Origin of the sequence: uncultured Paraglaciecola sp., from assembly GCF_963977085.1 — a bacterium.
Taxonomy (GTDB): domain Bacteria; phylum Pseudomonadota; class Gammaproteobacteria; order Enterobacterales; family Alteromonadaceae; genus Paraglaciecola.
In genome coordinates, this window is record NZ_CAXBNC010000001.1 from 367,322 (window position 1) to 388,421 (window position 21,100).

The 21,100-nt window shown below is 42.8% G+C and carries 14 protein-coding genes; 5 read left to right on the forward strand and 9 right to left on the reverse strand.

All coding sequences use genetic code 11. The features are described from left to right. Positions 1-234: 234 nt before the first annotated feature. The 4 genes from AAC000_RS01575 (at position 235) to AAC000_RS01590 (ending at position 6,118) form a co-directional block, all read left to right on the forward strand. A complete protein-coding gene (locus tag AAC000_RS01575) occupies positions 235-1,092 on the forward strand; it encodes a hypothetical protein (RefSeq protein WP_339719485.1) in 858 nt (285 codons plus the stop codon). Further along, a complete protein-coding gene (locus AAC000_RS01580) occupies positions 1,082-2,287 on the forward strand; it encodes a hypothetical protein (protein ID WP_339719486.1) in 1,206 nt (401 codons plus the stop codon). The genes AAC000_RS01575 and AAC000_RS01580 overlap by 11 nt, the downstream gene beginning before the upstream one ends. 145 nt (positions 2,288-2,432) lie before the next feature. Beyond that, a complete protein-coding gene (locus AAC000_RS01585) occupies positions 2,433-4,973 on the forward strand; it encodes a TonB-dependent receptor (RefSeq protein ID WP_339719487.1) in 2,541 nt (846 codons plus the stop codon). Between the two features lie 65 nt (positions 4,974-5,038). Beyond that, positions 5,039-6,118: a tyrosine-protein phosphatase gene (locus AAC000_RS01590; protein ID WP_339719490.1), complete on the forward strand. Its 1,080-nt coding sequence runs from the start codon at positions 5,039-5,041 to the stop codon at positions 6,116-6,118. Positions 6,119-6,341: 223 nt separating this feature from the next. Here the strand turns inward: AAC000_RS01590 and AAC000_RS01595 are convergent, their stop codons facing one another. The 9 genes from AAC000_RS01595 to paaN form a co-directional block, all read right to left on the reverse strand. Then, the gene (locus AAC000_RS01595; RefSeq protein WP_339719492.1) at positions 6,342-7,541 is read right to left on the reverse strand and encodes an acetyl-CoA C-acyltransferase; all 1,200 of its coding nucleotides are present in this window, start codon (positions 7,539-7,541) and stop codon (positions 6,342-6,344) included. A 66-nt stretch (positions 7,542-7,607) separates the two neighbouring features. Then, the gene (locus AAC000_RS01600) at positions 7,608-8,849 is read right to left on the reverse strand and encodes an acetyl-CoA acetyltransferase (RefSeq protein ID WP_339719494.1); all 1,242 of its coding nucleotides are present in this window, start codon (positions 8,847-8,849) and stop codon (positions 7,608-7,610) included. 40 nt (positions 8,850-8,889) lie between these two features. Then, on the reverse strand, positions 8,890-10,377 hold the full coding sequence (locus AAC000_RS01605; protein WP_339719495.1) for a carotenoid oxygenase family protein: 1,488 nt from the start codon (positions 10,375-10,377) through the stop codon (positions 8,890-8,892). Positions 10,378-10,429: 52 nt separating this feature from the next. After that, entirely contained in the window at positions 10,430-12,091 is a 1,662-nt protein-coding gene (locus tag AAC000_RS01610; RefSeq protein WP_339719496.1) for a class I adenylate-forming enzyme family protein, read from the reverse strand. Continuing rightward, positions 12,088-13,071, reverse strand: a complete 984-nt coding sequence (locus tag AAC000_RS01615) for a nitronate monooxygenase (protein ID WP_339719497.1) — start codon at positions 13,069-13,071, stop codon at positions 12,088-12,090. The genes AAC000_RS01610 and AAC000_RS01615 overlap by 4 nt, the downstream gene beginning before the upstream one ends. A gap of 67 nt (positions 13,072-13,138) precedes the next feature. Then, positions 13,139-15,490, reverse strand: coding sequence for a TonB-dependent receptor (locus tag AAC000_RS01620; RefSeq protein ID WP_339719498.1), 2,352 nt, complete (start codon positions 15,488-15,490; stop codon positions 13,139-13,141). Between the two features lie 353 nt (positions 15,491-15,843). Further along, on the reverse strand, positions 15,844-17,028 hold the full coding sequence (locus tag AAC000_RS01625; RefSeq protein ID WP_339719500.1) for a CoA transferase: 1,185 nt from the start codon (positions 17,026-17,028) through the stop codon (positions 15,844-15,846). Positions 17,029-17,063: 35 nt separating this feature from the next. Beyond that, positions 17,064-18,314, reverse strand: coding sequence for a thiolase family protein (locus AAC000_RS01630; RefSeq protein ID WP_339719502.1), 1,251 nt, complete (start codon positions 18,312-18,314; stop codon positions 17,064-17,066). 46 nt (positions 18,315-18,360) lie between these two features. Then, positions 18,361-20,034, reverse strand: coding sequence for a phenylacetic acid degradation protein PaaN (gene paaN / locus AAC000_RS01635; RefSeq protein WP_339719504.1), 1,674 nt, complete (start codon positions 20,032-20,034; stop codon positions 18,361-18,363). Positions 20,035-20,148: 114 nt separating this feature from the next. Between paaN and AAC000_RS01640 the strand changes: the two genes are divergently transcribed. Further along, complete coding sequence (locus AAC000_RS01640; protein ID WP_339719506.1) at positions 20,149-21,084, forward strand: helix-turn-helix domain-containing protein; 936 nt, start codon at positions 20,149-20,151, stop codon at positions 21,082-21,084. Positions 21,085-21,100 lie beyond the last annotated feature (16 nt).

Here is a 21,100-nt window from a genome sequence, read left to right on the forward strand (position 1 = left end):
CTATCAATAGGTGACTATCCAAGTATTTGAGTCGATTACAGTAAGTATTCGATTCAAATATAGGAAGCCCAATTGCTCATATTACTTATTAGGTGAATGGATAAGTCGCTAAATCCAAATTATTCCTAGTTACGCTGCTGTTCGCTAAACCAATCAAGTCTTCAGACCCCATAATATTTCTGCCATAAAACTGCAATATACTGCAGCAAATTATTCGGACTTGCGGTTTATCAGATGTTGTGGAGATTGTGTGCTTCTAGGCAAGGTTATGGATTACTTCTCGCTTTATTAAGCATATCGACTCTTATAACCATGTTGTATTTTTCAAAACAAAACCTTGCTTCAGTTGAGCTTGGTGACTATTACCATTACCGCTGTGAAATAGAGACTCGTATTGCCCCTGATTTACCGCGTTTTCGTTTTTTGGCGGTCACCTCGTTATACGCCACAACTATTGCCGAGTTCTTATGTGATTCACCTATCATGGCGCAATTTTATTCTGGGGTAACCATTTCATGGAAACCACGCTGGCTACTATCCCCCAATGAAGTAATTAACGAAAACTACGATCTTATCTGGAGCCGCGAAAAAGCCTTGAGCGGACTAGTACCCAGCTTTAAACAGTATTATCAGCTACTCATGGCACTTGATAATTATAAGGTATTTTGGTTTAGCAAAGGCGCCTCGCCCATCCTTAATCAGAGCTATTTTGAAAATAAACGTGTTGGCATACTCAGTGATAGACTTAGCCAAACTCACCATTTACTGCCGATTATTTCCCTTAAAGACGCCAATATTCAATTAAACAGCAAACAATTGATAATTTTTGATGACGCGAGATCACTGTATCGAGCCTTTGCTAAAGGTGAGATTGATTTGATCACAGGGGGAGATTGGTTACGCCGTCAAATTGATGCCCCGTTGACGAGTTTATTAATTAGCGATCAAGTTAATGCAGCCTCGTTATATATACGCAAACAACATCCTATCGAATCTGAATGTGCCTTAATTCAAGCCATGAGTTTATATAAACAAACCTTAACTGAAGCCCATATTCAAGCAAATATTAAGGCCCTATGCGATGTCAACTAAAGCCTTATTACCTCCAAAGATAACTAACAAAGGTGTGTTGTTTGGGGCGACTATATATGGCCTATTTATCTTGCTATTTTGGGGCTACAGCCAGTTTTCAGTGAAGCAGCAATTGACACAAATATTACAACAGCAATTACCCGCTAAGCTGCAAAGTGCACTGTATTACACTAATGATAACGGCCCAGTCATTCAGCTCATTCAACAAAATATTGATTCAGACTTAAACATTCTGACGGTTTCTAGTCTTTTACCTAGGGTGCAACAATGCAGTGCCACTGTAATACATTTAATGTCAAAGGATGCCAATCAATCTGGCTTGAAACTGATTACCATCAAATGGAAATTAGGCCACAATCAACTTTTTACTCACCTTGCTTTTGACTGCGACACACCTTGGATACCCACCCTCTTCTATCCACTAGGATTTGCCAGTGTATTACTTTTACTGGGTTATTTGCTGCCCCAACCTTTAACTACCAAAGGCCAACAAATTCGCCAACACCTGCTGCAACACCTGTCAGTTTACCGTGCTCATCAATTAGCTCAGCACTTGAGTGTTTGTAGTGACATTCAACTTGAATTGCTTAAGCATCTACTGAATCACACTCAACACAAACCCGATATAAGCAACTTAGTGGCCTGGCTTGAGCAACCTAGGGTCAGCTCCCTAGATGAGACCCAACTTACTTGGTTTATGCTTGCCAGTGACAAATATAAACTTTCAAAAGAACAGGCCCTAGATGTTGCACTGGCCCCGCCAACTCTGATTTTTACTGAAGTGCAAAATCAACTAATCATTCATGGTTTACCTGTGACATTGCTAAAAACACCGTATTTTTATTATTTGTGGTATGCCTGCTTGCGATACCAAACTGATGGCTGGTATTTAAATCCGCCAATTAACCGTAGCGACAAAACTGGCGCCAAGATGCTAATTGATTTAATGCAATCCAGCGGCGGCCACAGTAAAGCAATCAATGATTTACTTGATTGCGGCTTACGGGCCAAAACCCTGGATCAAAACCGTAATAAACTTAAAGCTGAATTGATTAGTTTACTGGGCGAAACACTTGCTCAAGATTACCTATTTGATACCGATCGCGATTTAAAAAGTGGTCGATATCGTTATCGTTTGAGCTTAGAAGCACAAAAGATAACCCTGCCACCAACACTCACAGAACAACTTAAGTAATTGAAATATGGTTAAAAGATATTTTAGAGATATCTCTTTTTTATCAAAGACATCCTTTTAACCAGACTGAAACATTTAACCCGCAGCATAGCCCCAAGTTGTTTTAGCACATGTTCTTTTATTAATAATTTAGGGGTCAATCAAAGTGATATTTACGAAGAGCAGAGTTGCTTACGGATTAATGTTGGGTTTAGCAAGCCTGAGTATCCATACTCATGCACAACAAACAAGTGCCAAGCAAGAAGACAAAATTCTAGATGAAGTCGTCTCTGTTGGCACACCTATTCGCGACAGTCAAAAAGCGGCAATTGAAGCAAAACGCACAGCTTCAAACGTGATGGAAGTGATTGCTGCCGACACCATTGGCCGCTTTCCTGACCAAAACTTGGCAGACTCATTAGGCCGTGTGCCAGGCTTGGCGATTGAGCGTGACCAAGGGCAGGCACGTTATATTAACTTCCGCGGTATGCCTTTCCGTTATACCGCTATTGGTTTTGATGGAATTGAAGTACCGGGCGCAGAAGGTGGCCGTACGCCACGTTTTGACTCTTTTCCCTCGGTAATTACCCGTCGTATTGAAGTGAACAAAGCCGTGTTACCTTCGATGACCGCTGAAGCAGTTGCTGGCTATGTGAATATTGAAACCTTTAACCCTTTTGATCGTGAAGGTATGGCTGCCGACTTTGATATTGGTTTGGGTCAACAGCAATTGGGCGAAGGCGATATCGAAAAGTTTGGTTCGCGTCTATCTTACTCTAACGATAACTTTGGCATTATGGGTTTTTACTCGAAAAACAGCCGCGAGCAAATCACTGATAATCGTGAATACGACTTAGAGGCAGATGGCGCTGTCAATTCCATTGATATGCGCAGTTATAAAGTAAAACGTGAAGACCAAGCCTATGGTGGTCGTATTGAGTATCGTCTTGATAGCGGCACGCGTTTCTTTATTTCGAGTTTGTATTCAGAGTTTAAAGACTACGAACAGCGCAACCAGTATGTGTTTAACTTTGCAACCGCCCCCGTTGGCCCTGTTATTGAAAATGCACCAGTCTATATAGACCGTTTACTGCAAGACGGCGTATACAGCAACTCTACGCAAACCAACACACTAGGCACGGATTTTATCATAGCGGGCTGGGACGTGGCACTGCGCTATAACCTGACCAAAACCGAATTTACTACTGAATTACCTATCGTTTATCAGTCTGGTTTGGATTTCCTCAATGGTTATGCTGCGGATATTCACTTGGTCAACCTCGATATGACCAATATTGAAGATCCTATTTTAACGACTGCGACGCCAGTTGATGAACTTGTCTATGGTGCAACCTCAACCTATGCCTACAAAATTAGTACACCACTGAACGTGGACTCTGACAAGTTGAAGCTCGACGCCAGTAAAGACTTGTCTTTCTTAGGCTTGCCTGCAACTTTATCTGTGGGTGCAGAGTACACTCAACGTGAAGCAAAAGGTGAAAACCTCGTAGCATTTGATGTTCTGGCTTTCATCCCGGCTTACGGCGGCGTATCACTGGATTTCAACAGTTACCTGACTAATCAGCCTTGGGATTCAAACACCTCAAACAGTCTTAACGCTATGTATTGGGACAATGCGCAAATGCGCGCAGACTGGGAAGCAACCGGAGCAGAGCTGTTTCCAGAAGCATCAGCAGATGAACGCACCCATATCGAAGAAGATATTATGTCGCTCTATGGGATGATGGATTCGCAGTTTAACTGGGGGAATGTGGTTTACGGTGTGCGTATTGAACAAACTGATTACACCTCTATTGGTACACTGATCGATTCTGAAACAGGTGAACAAAACGCCGTTAATTATTCTGACGATTTCACCAATGTGTTGCCCAGCGCCCACTTAAATTACAATATCGATGAAAGTTTGATTGCTCGCGTATCATTCTCTAGCGGTATTAACCGTCCTAACTATCAGGAATGGCGCGCAGCAGCAAGCGTAAACCCGACTACCACACCCAAAACCGTCAGTGGCGGTAACCCTGCTTTGAAAGCAGAAGAGTCATGGGGTCTGGATGCCACCTTGGAATACTACTTTGCACCAGCAAGCATTGCCTCAGCTTCTGTATTTAGCCGCTTTGTTGACAATGTGATTTACACCGACATCCAAAATGTTGATGGTGTTATCTACGGTGGTCAAGCTGGCGAGCAGTGGGAGTTATCCGGTCCGGTTAACGGTTCAGACGGTAAAATCACCGGTTTAGAGTTTAACCTGATTGCAGTAGCCGATGACTTTTCTGCGGCTCTGACGGGTTGGGGTATGAGCGTTAACGCTACCTTTGTAAGCTCAGAATTTAAAACAATTCAGAATGAAACACTAGATTTACCCGGTACCTCTGACCTTATCTACAACGCCTCAATTTTTTATGAAGACTATGGTTTGTCGGCACGCCTGAACTATCAGTATCGTGATGAATGGATCTCACCCATCGAAGATCCAACTGAATATTGGGGTGACCAAAGTCGTATGGACTTTAGTGTTCAGTACATCCTGCCAGAAGACCTCACCGGACCGCTATCAGCCACCTTGTACTTCAATGCTAACAACCTGACTGATGAAACTGACCTGCGTTACGCCAGTAACCATACCGTTAATCAGTCAGAAAGTTACGGCCGTCAATTTTTAGTTGGTATTCGCGCCAGCTTCTAATTTTTGATTCTTACCTATTCAATGTCAGGGCAAGCACCAACTTGCCCTACTTAAGGAATACCAATATGAAAATGTTAATGAATAAATCCCTTATCGCTCTATCGATAATCACTACAGTCGCAGCCCCTATTGCTAATGCCACTTTAAACGCCGATGTTGAATACAAAGATGGCCAATATTTACTTAACTGGGCCTCCTCTAGCGCAGTAACTATCAGTGTTAATGAAGCAGATAAACCAATGGAAAACACTGTTTTGCTTAAAAACAGTAAAGGCCAACAATTTAGCTTCCAAGCCAGTAACGAACATCGTCACTATTTTTCCCTGAGCAATGCCGAAGGTGACGAACTGCAACTCGCCACTCGCTTATTACCTCTAGAAGGAGGGCGTAATTTTCGTGATTTAGGCGGTTACCCCACTACTGATGGCAAAACCGTTAAATGGGGCAAGCTATACCGCTCAGGCGTATTAGCCGGTTTAACAGAACAGGATTATCACTTTATTGACGAGTTAGACATCAAAACCATAGTGGATTTTCGCGCTAACTCAGAGCGCAACAGCGAAGTCACCCAGTGGCAAGCATCGCCAGTAACAGTTATCAAAAAAGACTATGAAATGGACTTTGATTTTAACGAAATTGGCAGGCTACTTAGACGCCCCGACCTCTCAAAAGAAATGTTAGAAGGCATGATGGCGCAGTTTTATCCGACCATTTTAGACGACCAAAAACAAAATTATACCGCCATGTTTGATACCTTAGTCAAAAGTGATGAGGGCTTACTCTTTCACTGTACCGCAGGCAAAGATCGCACCGGTGTCAGCGCCCTTTTAATATTAACTGCGCTAGGTGTAGACAAACAAACCGCTATTGATGATTATATGGCAACTAACCGCTATCTTGATCCTCGCTCCTTAATGCCAAAAAACACTGAAGACATGGATCCTAAAGCGGCAGCCATGATGAAGATGTTTGCCAGTCTACCTCCTGAGATTGCCCAGCCATTAGTGGGCGTAACCCAGCCCTTAATCGAAGCAGCCATTGCCAAAATGGAAGCGCAACACGGCAGTATATTGGAATACATACAACAAGAATTGGCAGTGAGTGATGAAGATTTATTGGTATTACGTCAGAAATACTTAAACTAAATCTACTAAAAAGTGTTTAGCTGGCTGAGTGTTTTTTATTCAACTAGCTAAACACTATGTAAAAGAAGCCCCTCTTATTTAAAATAGAAAAAACACTACCTTAGATGCTTATACCAATCACTTTGTTGTCTAGGTGATTGGGAAGTGTCAATTGGGCTCAAATACTCACTGTAATCAATACTAAAGGCTTAAGTTTTGTCTGTGGTTAGTCTGCAGTTTCTGATTACATTCGCTCAATCAACAATGCAGTACCTGTGCCCGCAGCACCACTTGCCGCTACAATCCCAGTGCTGAGATTTCGGCGTTCTAACTCATCCAGTAAAGTAGATAACATTATAGTGCCAGTCGCACCTAAGGGGTGTCCTAGTGCAATACATCCCCCATTGACATTGAGCTTATCGTCATCAATTTGCAATTCTTGTTTACACATCACCATAGTGGCTGCAAAGGCTTCGTGAATTTCAAACAAATCCACATCACCGGCCTGCATATTTTCACGACGCATCAGCTCTTTTGCTGCCGCCACTGCACCTGTAATAACAGTATAAAGATCGGCATTGGTATTACACATTGCCGTAATTTTGGCTCTGGGAGCGACACCTAGTTGGTTTTGAGCTTCTAGACTACCAATAAGGCAAAGGGCAGCGCCATCTGCCATTGAGGGAGAGTTTGCTGGGGTATGTACATGTTCAATATGCTCTAATTCTGGGAATTTTTGCAAATATAGAGCATCCACACCTTGCTCGCCAATTTTGGCAAAAGAAGGTTTCATTTGTGCCAGCTCTTCTAGAGTGCTCTGCCTAATAAGCTCGTCATCTTTAAACCTGATGTCTTTCACTGAGTTATAGATTGGGACGATTGACTTAAAATAATCATTGTCTCTAGCGTGGGCGGCTCTTTGATGGCTTAACAGTGCAACTTTATCGGCTTCTTCGCGACTCACATTATATTGCGACGCAACTAAATCTGCGCCACTGCCCATCATAAACATGCCCATTTTCGATGCCAATTTTATATCCATAAATGGACTGGGTTTATCAGCAAACATGGGGGTGCGAGATAACATTTCGATGCCACCAGCCACAACCAATTGGTCGATACCTGTCATGACTTTCATGGCGGCGAAATTCACCGCGTCAATGCCGGATGAGCAGTATCTATTAACCGTCAATCCAGAAATATTACTCGGCCAACCGTGATACATAATTGATGATTTTGCAATATTTCCAGCTTGTTCACCTACTTGAGTCGCACAGCCCAAGATAACATCACCTATATGCTCTGGTTTGAGCCCTGTTCTGTCTTCTAACGAGGAGTAAAGCGAGCTGAGTAATTCAAAAGGAGAAACATCATGTAACCCTCCTTCGGGCTTAGCTTTTCCTCTTGGCGAGCGAATAAGGTCATAGATGTATGCTTGATTCATACTGATATTCTTCCTAGTTTGATTGCAAAATATATTGAGTATTTAAGGCTTTGAATGTTTATTTTGTTAGTGGTTGTCTGTACCTATAACAAAAGAAGCACAAGTTGTGGCACTGCCGCCTAAGTTAAATATGCCGACGTTTTTGGCATTGTCGACTTGGTAATCTGCGCATTGACCTGTGACTTGTTTAAACCCATCTAACATCATGCGTACCCCAGTAGCGCCTACTGGATGACCTAGCCCAATAAGACCGCCACTAGGATTGATAGGCAAGGCACCGGTAAAGTCGATACTGCCATTTTCAATGGCTTTCCAAGATTCGCCAGGTGCGGTTAATCCAAGGTGGTCAATTAACATATATTCGGTCATTGAAAAGCAGTCATGCACTTCAAGTAAATCTAAAGCATGCACATCTGCTAGGCCGGCGCGTTTTAAGGCGTCATCAAAAGTACGTTTTACGTGTGGAAATATTAATCCGTCGGTTTGACTCAGTTCTAACTTGCGTTTCATTAACAAAGGCGCACTGCGATGGCCCCAACCTTTAATTCTTGGAATAGCAGATAACTTAATATTGTGTTTTTTTGCATACTCGGCGGCGTAGCTTTTATTTGCCAGAAACACCACAGCAGCACCGTCTGTTATCTGGCCGCAGTCTTGTTTACGCAACTGTCCTTCAACAATAGGATTAAACTCATCCTGCTGACTAAAGCTGTCTGGGCCAAATTGCCAATTACGGGTTTGTGAGTTTGGATTTCGTTTCGCGCTAGCAAAATTAATTTCCGAAATACGACTTAGGTACTGAGTGTCCAAGCCATGGCGTTGCTGATAATGTTCTAATAAATCAGCAAATAATCTAGGCCATACATAACGACAATCTTGGGCTTCTTTACCCACCCAGGCCGCCGATCCTAAATAACCCGCTCCAGTAGCAGAATCAACATTGCGCATCAACTCAATGCCCATGACACAGGCTAGTTGGTAATGACCCGCTTCAAGATCTCGCATGGCACCTAACAAAGCCATAGAGCCAGAAGCGCAAGCGGCTTCATGTCTGGATGTGGGTATATCTCCAAACGCAGGTTCAGCATGGGAAAAGAACCCATTTAATTGAGATTGCCCAGTAAATAAATCCGCTACAAAATTTCCAACATGAGCGACATCTACATCCTTAGCCGGGATATTTGTTTGGCTTAAGCCTTGTTGCAGGCATGACTCAAACAATTCGTATATGCCCATACTTTCTCGCGCCCAATTACGGCTATAGTCAGTCTGGCTGCCGCCCAAAACGTAAATATCTTGATTATTCATAAATTTCCACACTTATATTGGATACTGGTTATAAGTAACGCTATAAACCGACAGCTTTATCACTGCTCACCCAACAGGCATGAAATCCAATAGGTACACGCTCGGGTATTTTTAAGCGGCAAACTGGACCCGCACTAATCTTACGAGCATCAAAAATTACGGCTTCGCTATTACCCGTCTCATTGTCAGTGAGGAAACTAATAAGATATCCATCATCTTCATTTTTTGCATTATCTGCAGGGGCAAAAGGTGTTTCAGAGCCGCAACTTCCAGTAGGAAATTCATATATGTCTTTCTCACGAGTCACATGGTCAAACTTAAATATGCCACTGAAATTAATCAGCGAATCACTAGGCATTAAAGTGGAATAACTGTATCTGTATTTTTTTCCTAAGAACTTGTCGGCATTGATCATCGGAAACTCAACATTGGTATCATCAAGTTGCTCTTCGGTTGTTTCACCCGTGCTTAAATCAAAAGTCCATCGATACAGTTTCACATCTTGCCAAGTGCCCGCTGATTTCATGCGTTCAATTACTCCATCACCAGGTTGACGAGGCATAATGGGATCAGGCTGACGGCAACCATCCATGATAATTTTGCCATCCTCTTCGTAGGCATTCACTGTGTGGTACATATAACAAGCGCTTGCATCAAACCATTGAATATCTTGTTGTTTACCGTGACGTGGGATAACCGCAAAGCGACTTGGGCGGTCTTTAAAATAATGTAAACCGTGACGGCCTTCATTCCAGTGCAAAGGCAGGTCCATTAGAATCGAATAGTTCTCAGTTATGGCCATATCGTGAGGCAATCTTGCTCCCGGCAATGGCACCTCGACGTAATCAGTTAACAGACCGTTTTTGTCCACCACGCCGTAGGTTAAATAGGGCGCTTCCATGTTGTAATCAAAGAACATCAACTCACCGGTGGAGTCATCGACTTTGCAATGGGCTGACATCTGTCTTGGTAATTTACTGTTAAAGGTTTCTTGACCTTCTGTTTCTAAAGTAACCGGATTAACCCTATAGGGAATACCTGTTTGATAGAAAGTCGTCAGCAAAGCGCCATTGTGCCAAACAACATCTGTATTGGAGCCATCTTTAATGGAAAAATCACTGCCGCTACCGCGAGGAGAATTTGGGTCAGGTCTGGGCATCGCATAACCCGGCCAAAGTACTTTTTGCGCTTCACTTTCCATGTTGAAATGTTTAGTGCGGATCCAGCGATTTCGATAACTGGCTTTGCCATTTTTAAAGGATAATGCGTGTAACATGCCATCACCGTCAAACCAGTGGTGTGGGCCCTTACTTGAAAAGCGCGGATTGGCACCATTTCTTATATATACACCCGTCAGGTCCTCAGGCACCTTCCCTTCTAACACAACTAACTCATCTTCAGTATGTTCAAACTTTGTTGGTCCTAAGGCACCATGTAAATATGGATTCACATTGTGAAAGTGTTCTTCAGAACCTGTCCACTCAGGGGTATCAAGCGCTTCATATTCTTTTATTAATTTATTGTTCATGGAATTTCCTTTTTAACTTAATTTCTAGCGTCAATGGGCTTAGAAAACCGAATCACGAGAGCTCAGAAAGCTTATAGCGCAATACTTTTCCCAGTGGATTGCGAGGGATTTCAGATACAACTACCAATTTTTCTGGGAGCTTAAATGAGGCGACATGTTGCTGCTTGAGGTAGTCTGTTAGTTCGACCAGAGTTAATGATTTTTCAGGCTTGAAGGCGACAAATGCCGCTATACGTTCTCCCATAATGTCGCAAGGATATGCAGCAACAGCAACATCTAAAATAGACTCATGAGCATTCAGAAGATTATCCAGTTCAGCGGGCGCAATGTTCATGCCGCCACGTATGATCAAATCTTTGCAACGACCGATAAAAGTATAGAATTTCGGGTCTTGCGATGAGATTTGAAATAGATCACCGGTTTTAAAAAAGTCATCTGCAGTAAATGCTTCCGCGGTTTTTAAGGGAGACTTAAAGTATCCATCAAACACCCCCGCACCTTTGATTTGCAGTTCCCCTGATTTATCCATTTCAGATATTTGTTGGCCCGATTCTACGTCAACCAAACGAGTCTCTAATAGGTCGCTTTTACAAGGAAACAACCTCGCCCTTTTTTCTGCGCTTGTGGTTTCGTTTGGCCCACAGAGTAAACTGACGCCTTCATTGGAACCAAAATGATTCACTATTTCGATGTCGAACAATTTTTTGTATCCGTCTACCATCCATACATCAAGGGGGGCAGATCCTGAACCTATAGCTCTGATACTAGAAAAATCGATGGCATTTTTAAGCTTTTCGTCTTTTAATAAAGCATTAAGCAAAGCCGGTGGCGCTAGTGTGTAATTGACTTTTTCGCTTACAATTTGCTGCAGAAAAACCGGTAGGTTTAATGGGTGATGCAAAACTAATTTACCACCACTATATAACCAGCTTAAAAACATTCCGCCAATTGAAGCCATATTGATAAGTGGAAAAGGATTTAATAAGGTTTCATTATCCTGAATCTGATTACCTAAATACGTGGCTTTGCCGATGGCCAACCATTGATTGTGACTGCGGGGGACTCCTTTAGGCGTGCCTTCTGTGCCTGAAGTCCAACAGATAGTGATAAGGTCATCGCCACTTATTTGCTGCTGCTGAAGATATTCAGCATATTGTTCAGATGACGATGGACGCTTTATCGCAGCGGTGAGATCACAGTCTGATTCTCCCTCTCCCCATGCTAAAAGTTTAGGAGGATGGATATCCATAGAAGACAATTTAATACTACTGTGCATTCTTTGTAACAATGAGGTTTGTTTGAAAGCAGGAGAAACAATTACTGCCTTTGGCTCTAAGATATTTAAGATGCTGGACAACTCATTTTCCTGATATTGAACAGGCACTGGGCTTAGAATAATGCCTAAACGTGATGCCGCAAGATAGCTATAGATCAACTCAACCACGTTGGGCATTTGCACCAATATGATGTCGTCTTTCCCCAAGCCATTGTTTAAAAACACCTCAGTTAACTGGTTAATTTTAGTCGCCAGCTCCTGATAAGTTAATCGTTGTGGGGCATCACCCGTTAAGCTTTCTTTGTCAGCAGGATCCACCAAAGCGATACGCTCTGGGAAGCGATTGGCGGTTTCTTCAAACAAATCATGGAGTCTCTTTTGACCCCATTCGCCGCTGTTGTGGTAGTGTTTTAGTCGGTTATTATCGGTAATAATCATATAAGTACCCCCTTTTTAGCTGGCTGAGTGCATGGCTTTTTACGCTCTAATAAATTTGCTAAAGATCTTTGGTACTCACTGCTTAGGGTCTCAACAATTTCGGAGATGGCTTGAATTGCTGTAGAACTATCAACCCCTTGGCCGGCAGCCCATATATCCTTCCAACGTTTATTTTCTGCCCCTGAGGCACTAGCAAAATCTATTTTCCCGGTGACTGGCATATTATCAGGATCGTAACCGCCATTTGCTAATGATTGACGTAACCAGTTAGCTTTCACGCCAGTAATTGCATCTGAAATAACGATGTCGTTTGAATTTGAATCCACCACCATCTGCTTATATTCTGTTTGGCAAAGGCTCTCATGGGTAGGAATAAATCGTGTGCCTAAATAGGCTATATCCGCACCCATTGCCTGTGTCGCTAATACGGCTTCACCAGTGCCTATACCGCCACCCAATACTAATAAGCCTTGCCACCATTTACGTATCTCTTGTACAAAAACAAAAGGTGAAAGGTAACCTGTATGCCCTCCAGCTCCCGCACTCACTAACACTAGTCCATCCACCTTGGCGGCAGCCGCTTTTTTTGCATAACTAGGGTTAATCACGTCGGCCAGTACTATTCCTCCATAATTGTGTACTTGTTCAACTAAAGCTGCCGGACTGCCTAATGCAGTAATCACAATAGGCGGTTTATATTTGAGAATAATCTCAAAATCCTCTTTACCTCGGACATAAGTGGGATGGGTAATTAAATTAACTGCCCAAGGTGAGGTAATCTGCTCACTTGCTAAGCGCTTTGTTATTTGACTTAGCCACTCATCAAGTATTTCTGGGGTGCGTGCATTTTGTGTTGGGAAACTTCCAATGATCCCCGCACGACAAGCATTAACCACCATATCTGGCCCAGAGATTAAAAACATCGGCGCCTGCATTGCAGGTAAACGCAATTTATCGACTAATGTTGAAGCTAAGCTCATAATTATTTTGATTCCTGTCTCATGTGACCTAGCACTGCCTCTAAAAAGCAGCGCTCTGTTAATAAACTTAGAAGTTATAGGTCAACTCTAGTGCAATGCTTCTAGGGCGGTCATAAATACCGTAATAGGCAACACCCGTTCCGCCTGTAAGTGTAGTGGCAAAGGGTAATGAATTTGAAAGTGTCATAACTCTTTCATCTGTGATGTTATTGGCGATAAGCGCAACTTGCCATTGGTCATCATAATCGGCTAGGGCGACTCGGACCCCCCATCTAGTGTAGCTATCTTGTACTGTGTTTGGATCAATGGTGACACCGGCGTTGTATTCATCGCTATATTCCATATTTAAGCCATAAGTCATATAGGCCCAGTCACCAATATCTTGTTGATATTGCAATCTCAAACTGCCGCTTAGTTCAGGGGTATAGATAGCGCGCTCGCCAGAAAGATTACACAAACCATCAACACTAGAACTCAGCACCTGATCTGGTAATACTAACGCTGGTGCACACTGTGCAATGTCAAAATCAAGATATTCAAAGTCTAAATAGGCTAATGAACCTGAGAGTACTAGTGCTTCAGCTAACAACCATCGGCCATCGATTTCTATGCCTTTGATTTCAGCTTCGGCAGCATTTTGTACATTAAATCCGACTGTGCCATCAAACTGGGTTATTTGTAGGTCTTCGTAGCGGGTATAGAATGTGGCTGCATTAATTTCTACTACCCCAAAACCAAATTTTCCACCAAACTCATAACTGGTAGCTTGTTCATCTTCAAACTCAAAAGAACCTGGGTTGACTGGATTTTCGGGGTAACTATTAGATCTGATATCAAAACCGCCACCTTTACTTCCTTGGGTATAAGAAGCATAAAGTAAGGTATCTTTATCGACTTTATACTGCAGGTTTAGCAAGGGATCGAGTTGTGATTCTTTACGTTTGCCTTCTAATTCATGAGCATAGATTTTAATTGCCCCCATTAGCACTTCAAATCCAGCTTGTGGGCCAAAGGCTGGAGAGCCAGCAAACAAAGCATCAGCTGGGATGCCACTGGTGTTCTCTCCTAATAAGTTTAGTACTCGGTGAGCGTCTTTTTCTTCGTTGCTATATCTGGCGCCAGCAGTAAGGGACAGCTTATCTGTAATACGCCAATTTAACTGGGCAAATGCAGAAAACACTTGTGAATTCTGTGAATAGTCTCTATCCCAACTACCGTTTACAATAGGTGCATAGGCCGGATTTGCAGCAAAGGTACTGCCGAACAACACATTGTCATAGGTTACCAACTCATTATCTTGCAAATAAACACCCGCAATATAATCGAAGTCTCCATCAGTTGGTGAGGCGATCCTAAACTCTTGACTCCATTGCTTAAAACTTTCTCCTTGGTTAGATCCATTGAATAGATCAAGTCCGGTATAATCAACGTCAATTAGCTCATCAGTGTCGTATTCTAAATAGGCTGAAGTTGAGGTTAAAGTATAGTCATTTAAGTTGTACTCAACATTAACCATAATATTGTCAACTTGGTTAGCACTATCTTGACCATTACTTTGACTCTTATAATCTTGGTCGGTTTCTACATAAAGTGCACCGGAAAAAATAGTTGAATAGGAACCTATAGGTGAGTGATTTTCAATGGCTCTGCCAAGGGTATCAAAGGTAGAGGTCTCTGCTTTTAAGAGAATGTTCAAATTGTCGTAGTCCCACTCAAGCATACCTCGCAAATAAAGCTGCTCTACGTTGGGTTCCATACGATCCAAAGTTACATTTTCTATCCAGCCATCCATTTCACGATAGGAGGCTACAAAACGCCCCTTCACATTATCAGTTAAGGCACCTGACACCATGCCAACAGTCTTAAACTCTTCTTGTTCAAATTCATATAAGGTAGAAATAGACGCTTCAAAATCCTCAGTGGGACGAGCAGAAGACAGGCTAATTGCACCGGCAATTGCATTTTTACCAAACAATATGGGTTGTGGACCACGTAATACTTCCACTCGCTCTAAATCCACAAGTGGCAACTGAATAAGCTGGTCGCGACCGTAATACACCTCATCAACATACATGGCTACCGATTGTTCAAACCCTTTGTTTCCGCCAGAAGAAATTCCTCGAATGCCAATTTGGTTAGTAATACCGGATTTAGTAATAGTCAGATTGGGGACTGAAGCGGCCATGTCGGTAAGGGAATTGATATTGCTGTTTTTAAGAAGATCACCAGAAATTGCACTAATTGAGATAGGTACATCTTGTAACCCTTGGGCCCTTTTTTGTGCTGTGACCTCTATAATCTCTAAAGATAGTTCTGAATCCGATTCAGTCGCCTCTTGCGCGATCAAGTTAACACTGTTGCCCATCAGTAATGCTGAGATGTATAAAGCTACACGTTTCTTTTTATAATTTTTTTGCATCGTATGCTCCTGAAAATTCAGAACTAAATTACGCGTTTAGAGACGACTTACACATGGTCTAATAACGCAAGTGATAAAACTTTATATTCATGGGTCCTTTAATGCAAGCTTTATTGTTAATAAATTGTTTACAGAATGTGTACGCACACTTTTAAAATGTTTTCACAGCTAATAGGCGGGCATTATGTTGTTTAAGGCTAGGAATTTCGCGACACTTTATCGTCAGCAATAGTGAAACACTTCGAGCTGCAAGGCAGCTCGAATTAATCTGTGGTAATGGATATTTTACGACTTAAGGTCACACTTGATAAAGGCTAAAACTTTGCAGAAAACCTGCAAAATTGGCACCCTAGTTAGATAACGCCTCTTTTGCGCATATCCATTATCTGGCTCTGATCGTAACCCATTTCTTGTAGAATTCGCTCTGTGTGTTCTCCAAGAGTAGGTGCTCGAACAATTTCAGTCGTATCGATTTTGGAATATTTTATTGGATGATTAACAATAGGCGCCGCTTCTGGGCTATGTGGATAATCAAGGGGTTGTAATAGATGACTCGCTACAACCTGTTCATTTTTTAATGTTTGCGCTGGAGTTAACAACGCCCCCGCAGGTATACCTGCTTTTGATAGCTCACTCAAAGCGGTTTGGTTACTGCGTTGTGAGCACCACTCTTTCATCCGTTGGCTAATGATGTGTCCATTATCACCTCGCCCTTGATCACTACTGTAATCAGGGTCTTCAAGCCACTTGATTTCCTGTAATAAATGGCACCAGCGCTTGAACAGGCCCTGTCCAACAACTTGGATAGATAACCAACCGTCTTGGGTTTTAAAGGTATCTGTTGGCGCATTGTATTGACCTCGGGTGCCGCTGCCTTGCCGGTTTTTTTGCAGCAGTGCTTCTTCAATTAATGCAGCATTATTGAAGGTCAGAGCGGTACTGAGCAAGCTACCTTCGACCACTTGACCTTCTCCGGTTTTTGTTCGATGCATTATTGCCGCTAGTGTACCAAAAGCACTGAGCGAGGCTGTGCCAAAATCACAATAGGGTACAAATGATTTAGCAGGGTTACCCTCAACGCCACTTAAGTGCATATTGCCAGACATTGCTTGGGCAATGGTATCAAACCCGCCTCGTTCAGCATAAGGGCCTGTTGAACCAAACGCCGTATTCAGAGTTAATATGATACTGGGATTAATGGCACATAAGGATTCGTAATCTAACCCCATTTTTTTGAGCGCTTGAGGAGGCACATTAACAACCACTACATCTGCGGTTTTAACCAAACCTTTGACAATCTCTTGCCCTTCTTCAGTCATAGGGTTTAACGTCATGGATTGTTTATTACGGCCAATTTGCATGTAATAAGCACCTTCTCCTTTAGAGGTAACTGGCACTGTATAACGGTCTTCTCCACCAGCGGGTTTTTCAATCCGGATAACATCGGCTCCTAAATCAGCCAACAAAGTGGCGCAAAATGGGCCCGCTATATATCGACCAAAATCTAACACCCGTATACCACTCAATATTTTGTTCAATTATGCTACTCCTAAACAGACTATGAATTAATGATTTATGTTGTACTTGCACGCTCAAGTACTGTGACCACTGTTGCAGCCTCTTCGGTTTCATAGAATCCGCCACCATTTTCCGCAACCGCAATCTTGCAACCTTGCACTTGGCGTTTATCCGCCTCCCCTCTTAGTTGCGTCATTAGTTCATGGATCTGCATAATGCCTGTTGCCCCTACTGGGTGCCCTTTTGACACTAAACCACCAGAAGGGTTTACCGGCACTTTGCCGCCTAGTTTAGTTTGCCCCATTTCGGTAAATGCTCCACCTTCACCCAAAGGACACAATAGTAGGTTCTCAATTTGTTGGATCTCAGAGTAAGCCGTTGCGTCATGCACTTCAGCCACATCGATATCAGCAGGATCAATGGATGCTTGTTCATATGCCGCTTGTGCCGCCACCCGACCTATGTGACGTTCAAATTCATTAGGGGCTCGGTTTGAGCCACTTGCTAAACTGATACTTCTAATTTTAATGGCGCGTTTGGCATTGAGTTTTAACAAACCTTTTGCAGAACAAACCACTGCCGCAGCACCACCATCAGAAATAGGAGCACACATAGGTAAGGTAAATGGCCAACTTATGAGTCGCCCGTTAAGTACCTCATCAACACTGAAGTCTTTTTGATATTGGGCCGCGGGATTCATTGTGGAATGCCAGTGATTTTTGGCTGCCACCATGGCGAATTGTTTTTGTGTGGTACCAAAGCGTTGCATATGCAACCGAGCTTGTGCGGCATAACTGTCCATAAAGAAACTTTTTTGCCCAGTATCAATTGCTCTAACCGCCTCGGGAATTTGCTCCATAGCCTGTTGCGCCAGCATATTTTGAAACTCTTCGAGTCTATGGATATCTGTACCGCCTAAAAATGCGCGAAACATGGCATCGCGCTTTTCAGGAAAGAACATTTTTTCAGCGCCTACCACTATTGCGATATCACACATTTGCGCCCTTATGTGCGCAACAGCTTGTAATAAGGCCGTTGAGCCAGATGCACAGGCGTTTTCCACATTGGTAATAGGGATACCTTGAAAGCCTAATGGTCTCAAAGCACATTGACCTCTTATGCCATTTTGCCCCTCAAGCAAGCCTTGTCTGGTATTCGAAAACCACGCGGCTTCTATATCGGATTTTTGTGCATCGGCATCTTCTAAGGCAAGTGACACGGCTTCAGCACTCAATTGTTTTACACTTTTATCAACAAATTTACCTAAGGAGGTCATGCCAATGCCGGCAATAAATACATCAGTCATTTATTTTTCTCTATGTGATGGATGTGACGTAAAACCTAAACAACGGCTAGTTCATTCTCTTTCTTTGCACTATGCGAAAACGGTTAGCGACAAAGGCCAAGTCAGTTAAGCAGGCATTTCCCGCTGGATTCATTCCGGTTACATGATAATCACTGTATGCGGCTGCAAAGTTAATTGGCATACCTATCAAGTTACAGGCCACTGACGCCCCAGCATTGTTGTAGGCGTCTTGGGCTTTTTCGAGAAATGCGTCATCTGTGGAATAGACATGGGAAGTGATAGCACCACATTCACGTGCATTACGCGTTGCCTCTGCTAAGCAATCGTTAGCTGAAGCACTTTTGATGATAAACGAAATTGGTCCAAATAATTCTGCTCGGTAGTGCTCTCTTTCTTCTTCGGTGACGGCAATAATTAATGGTGTTGCGGTGCGTGCATTCGGATAGTCTGGATTCTTATAAGAATTAGAATGCCTAAGAATAGTACCGTGCTCATTACCGACCTGCGTCAATCGATGAATAGTGGTATAGATATCTTCCGTCACTAAGGTGCCACACAAAAATGTGGCGTCTTTGGGATCAGCCAACAGCTCATCTACTGCACTGACTATCGCTTGGGCCACCTGCTCAAAACTAACCGGTTGCCCAGCGACAGTAATGCCATGCTCGGGAATATGAATATTTTGAACACTAGTACACATTTGTGCCGATGCTTGGCACAGTGATTGGGCGATAGCTGTGGCCATTTGTGATAAGTTATGGGTGGATTCAATCACAACAGAATTACACCCTGCCGTCTCCGTATAAACCAAAGTGTTGTGGCAATTTTTTTCTATCCAATCGCCAAAAGTCGGGCTACCAGTAAAATCGATAATGGCAGTATCTGGATGTTGTAGCAATGCCATAGTGGCTGGCTCTTGTTTGGTATCCGCTACCATAGTCACTAAGTTGGGATCAAAACCCGCTTCGCTTAATACTTCCCTACAAATAGTTACCATCAAAGCTACAGGTAAGATAGCACTAGGGTGTGGCTTTAATACCACAGGATTACCAGTGGCCAAGCTAGCTGTTAAAGCAGGATAACCGTTCCATAGGGGAAAAGTGGCGCAACACACTGCCACACTGATGCCCCGAGGTTTTAATAGGTATTCTTTTATTAAATTAGCATCGCCAGCAGCACCAAATGTTCGCGTCCACTGGGCGGTCTGTGGTACATCTATCATGGCTTTGTATGCGTACACTAATGCTTCTAAGCCCCGATCTAAGGCATTAGCACCACTGCCTGCAAATGCCATGATGTAACTTTGACCTGCTGTATGCATAGTTGCATGGGCGTTTTCGAATAATTGTTTGGAACAACGATCTAGTATCTCCATACAAATTCCCACCCGTATATCAACACCAGCATCGGTCCACGCTGCCCTTCCTTGGTTTATTGCAGAGTATAACTCCTCTACATAAACCTTAGGGTAAGTAATGCCTAAAGGCTCACGGGTATAAGGTGAAACCTCTGCACCGGTTCTTCCTATTTCTCCAGGTAATTCCATGGGGTAATCTTTATGCAACATTGCTTCAAAACGTTGCTTACCACTTTTAGGTGCATCATGGCCGTGAATTTTGCTACTGGGGCTTTCAGTATATGCGCTCCACGAATAACGATGTTGGCACGCATCAAGAGCTTTATTTAATTTAGACAAATGTTTGTTGAACCAATCTTGCATACTGTAAGTCTTATAGTGAAAGTTAGCATTTTAAATTAGCAGCGAACAAAGCCTTAATCAAGGTTTATTCTTTGTTTGCTATGTTTTGACTTTAAGATGGGATAAAATTTAGTGATGAATATTGAAACTCAAATTGCCTCAAATCCCGTAGCCAGAGCGTTAAAAATTGTGGGCGATCGTTGGACGATTCTCATTTTAAGGGATGCATTTTTAGGCCGTCATCGCTTTAGTGAATTTAGAGAATTTACTAAAATAGCTCGAGGCACGCTGATCAACAGGCTAGAGTTTTTGATAGAACAAGACATCCTCCATAAAGTGCCTTATAACCAGTCGCCTTTAAGGTTTGAATATAAACTGACAGAAAAAGGACTGGCCTTATATCCTTGGGCATTGATGGTGTGGGAATGGGAAACCCATTGGGCTGATCAAGCTGGCACTAATATGCCGTCGATATTGAATCACAAACTAGATGATCAACATACTTTAAAACCCATTTGTGTTTGTAGACATTGCCGAGTTGAGGTCAAATACAAGGATGTTAAACGCATCCACGATCCAGACATACAGCCAAGTGAGATTAAAAATGTAGTGGATAGCATTAGCTCACAACGGCGTTCTCGGGGGAATACCGTGTCTGATTCTGATTATCGATTAGGCCATATAATCGAAATAATAGGTGATCGTTGGAGTACATTAATTGTGGCCAGTGTCTTTTTGGGCTTAAGTCGCTATGACGATTTTCACCAGCAACTTGGAATTGCCACCAACATATTGGCGGATCGACTAAAGTTGATGGTCGATTTAGGTGTACTCACTCGCAGTCTTTATCAAGATGCACCGCCTCGCTATGAGTATAACCTCACTGAAAAGGGTGAATCTTTATACGGCATGACACTGGCTTTGCGACAGTGGGTGCTAGATTGTTTTCCGACCATGGATCGCCCTTACAAACTTATCCACAATGCATGTGGTAATGACCTTGATGTTGATATCATTTGTGCTCAATGTTTGCAGAAGCCACAACCAGGCAAAGTAGGCTTTAGTGCTTAACTTTGGCTATCGCTGA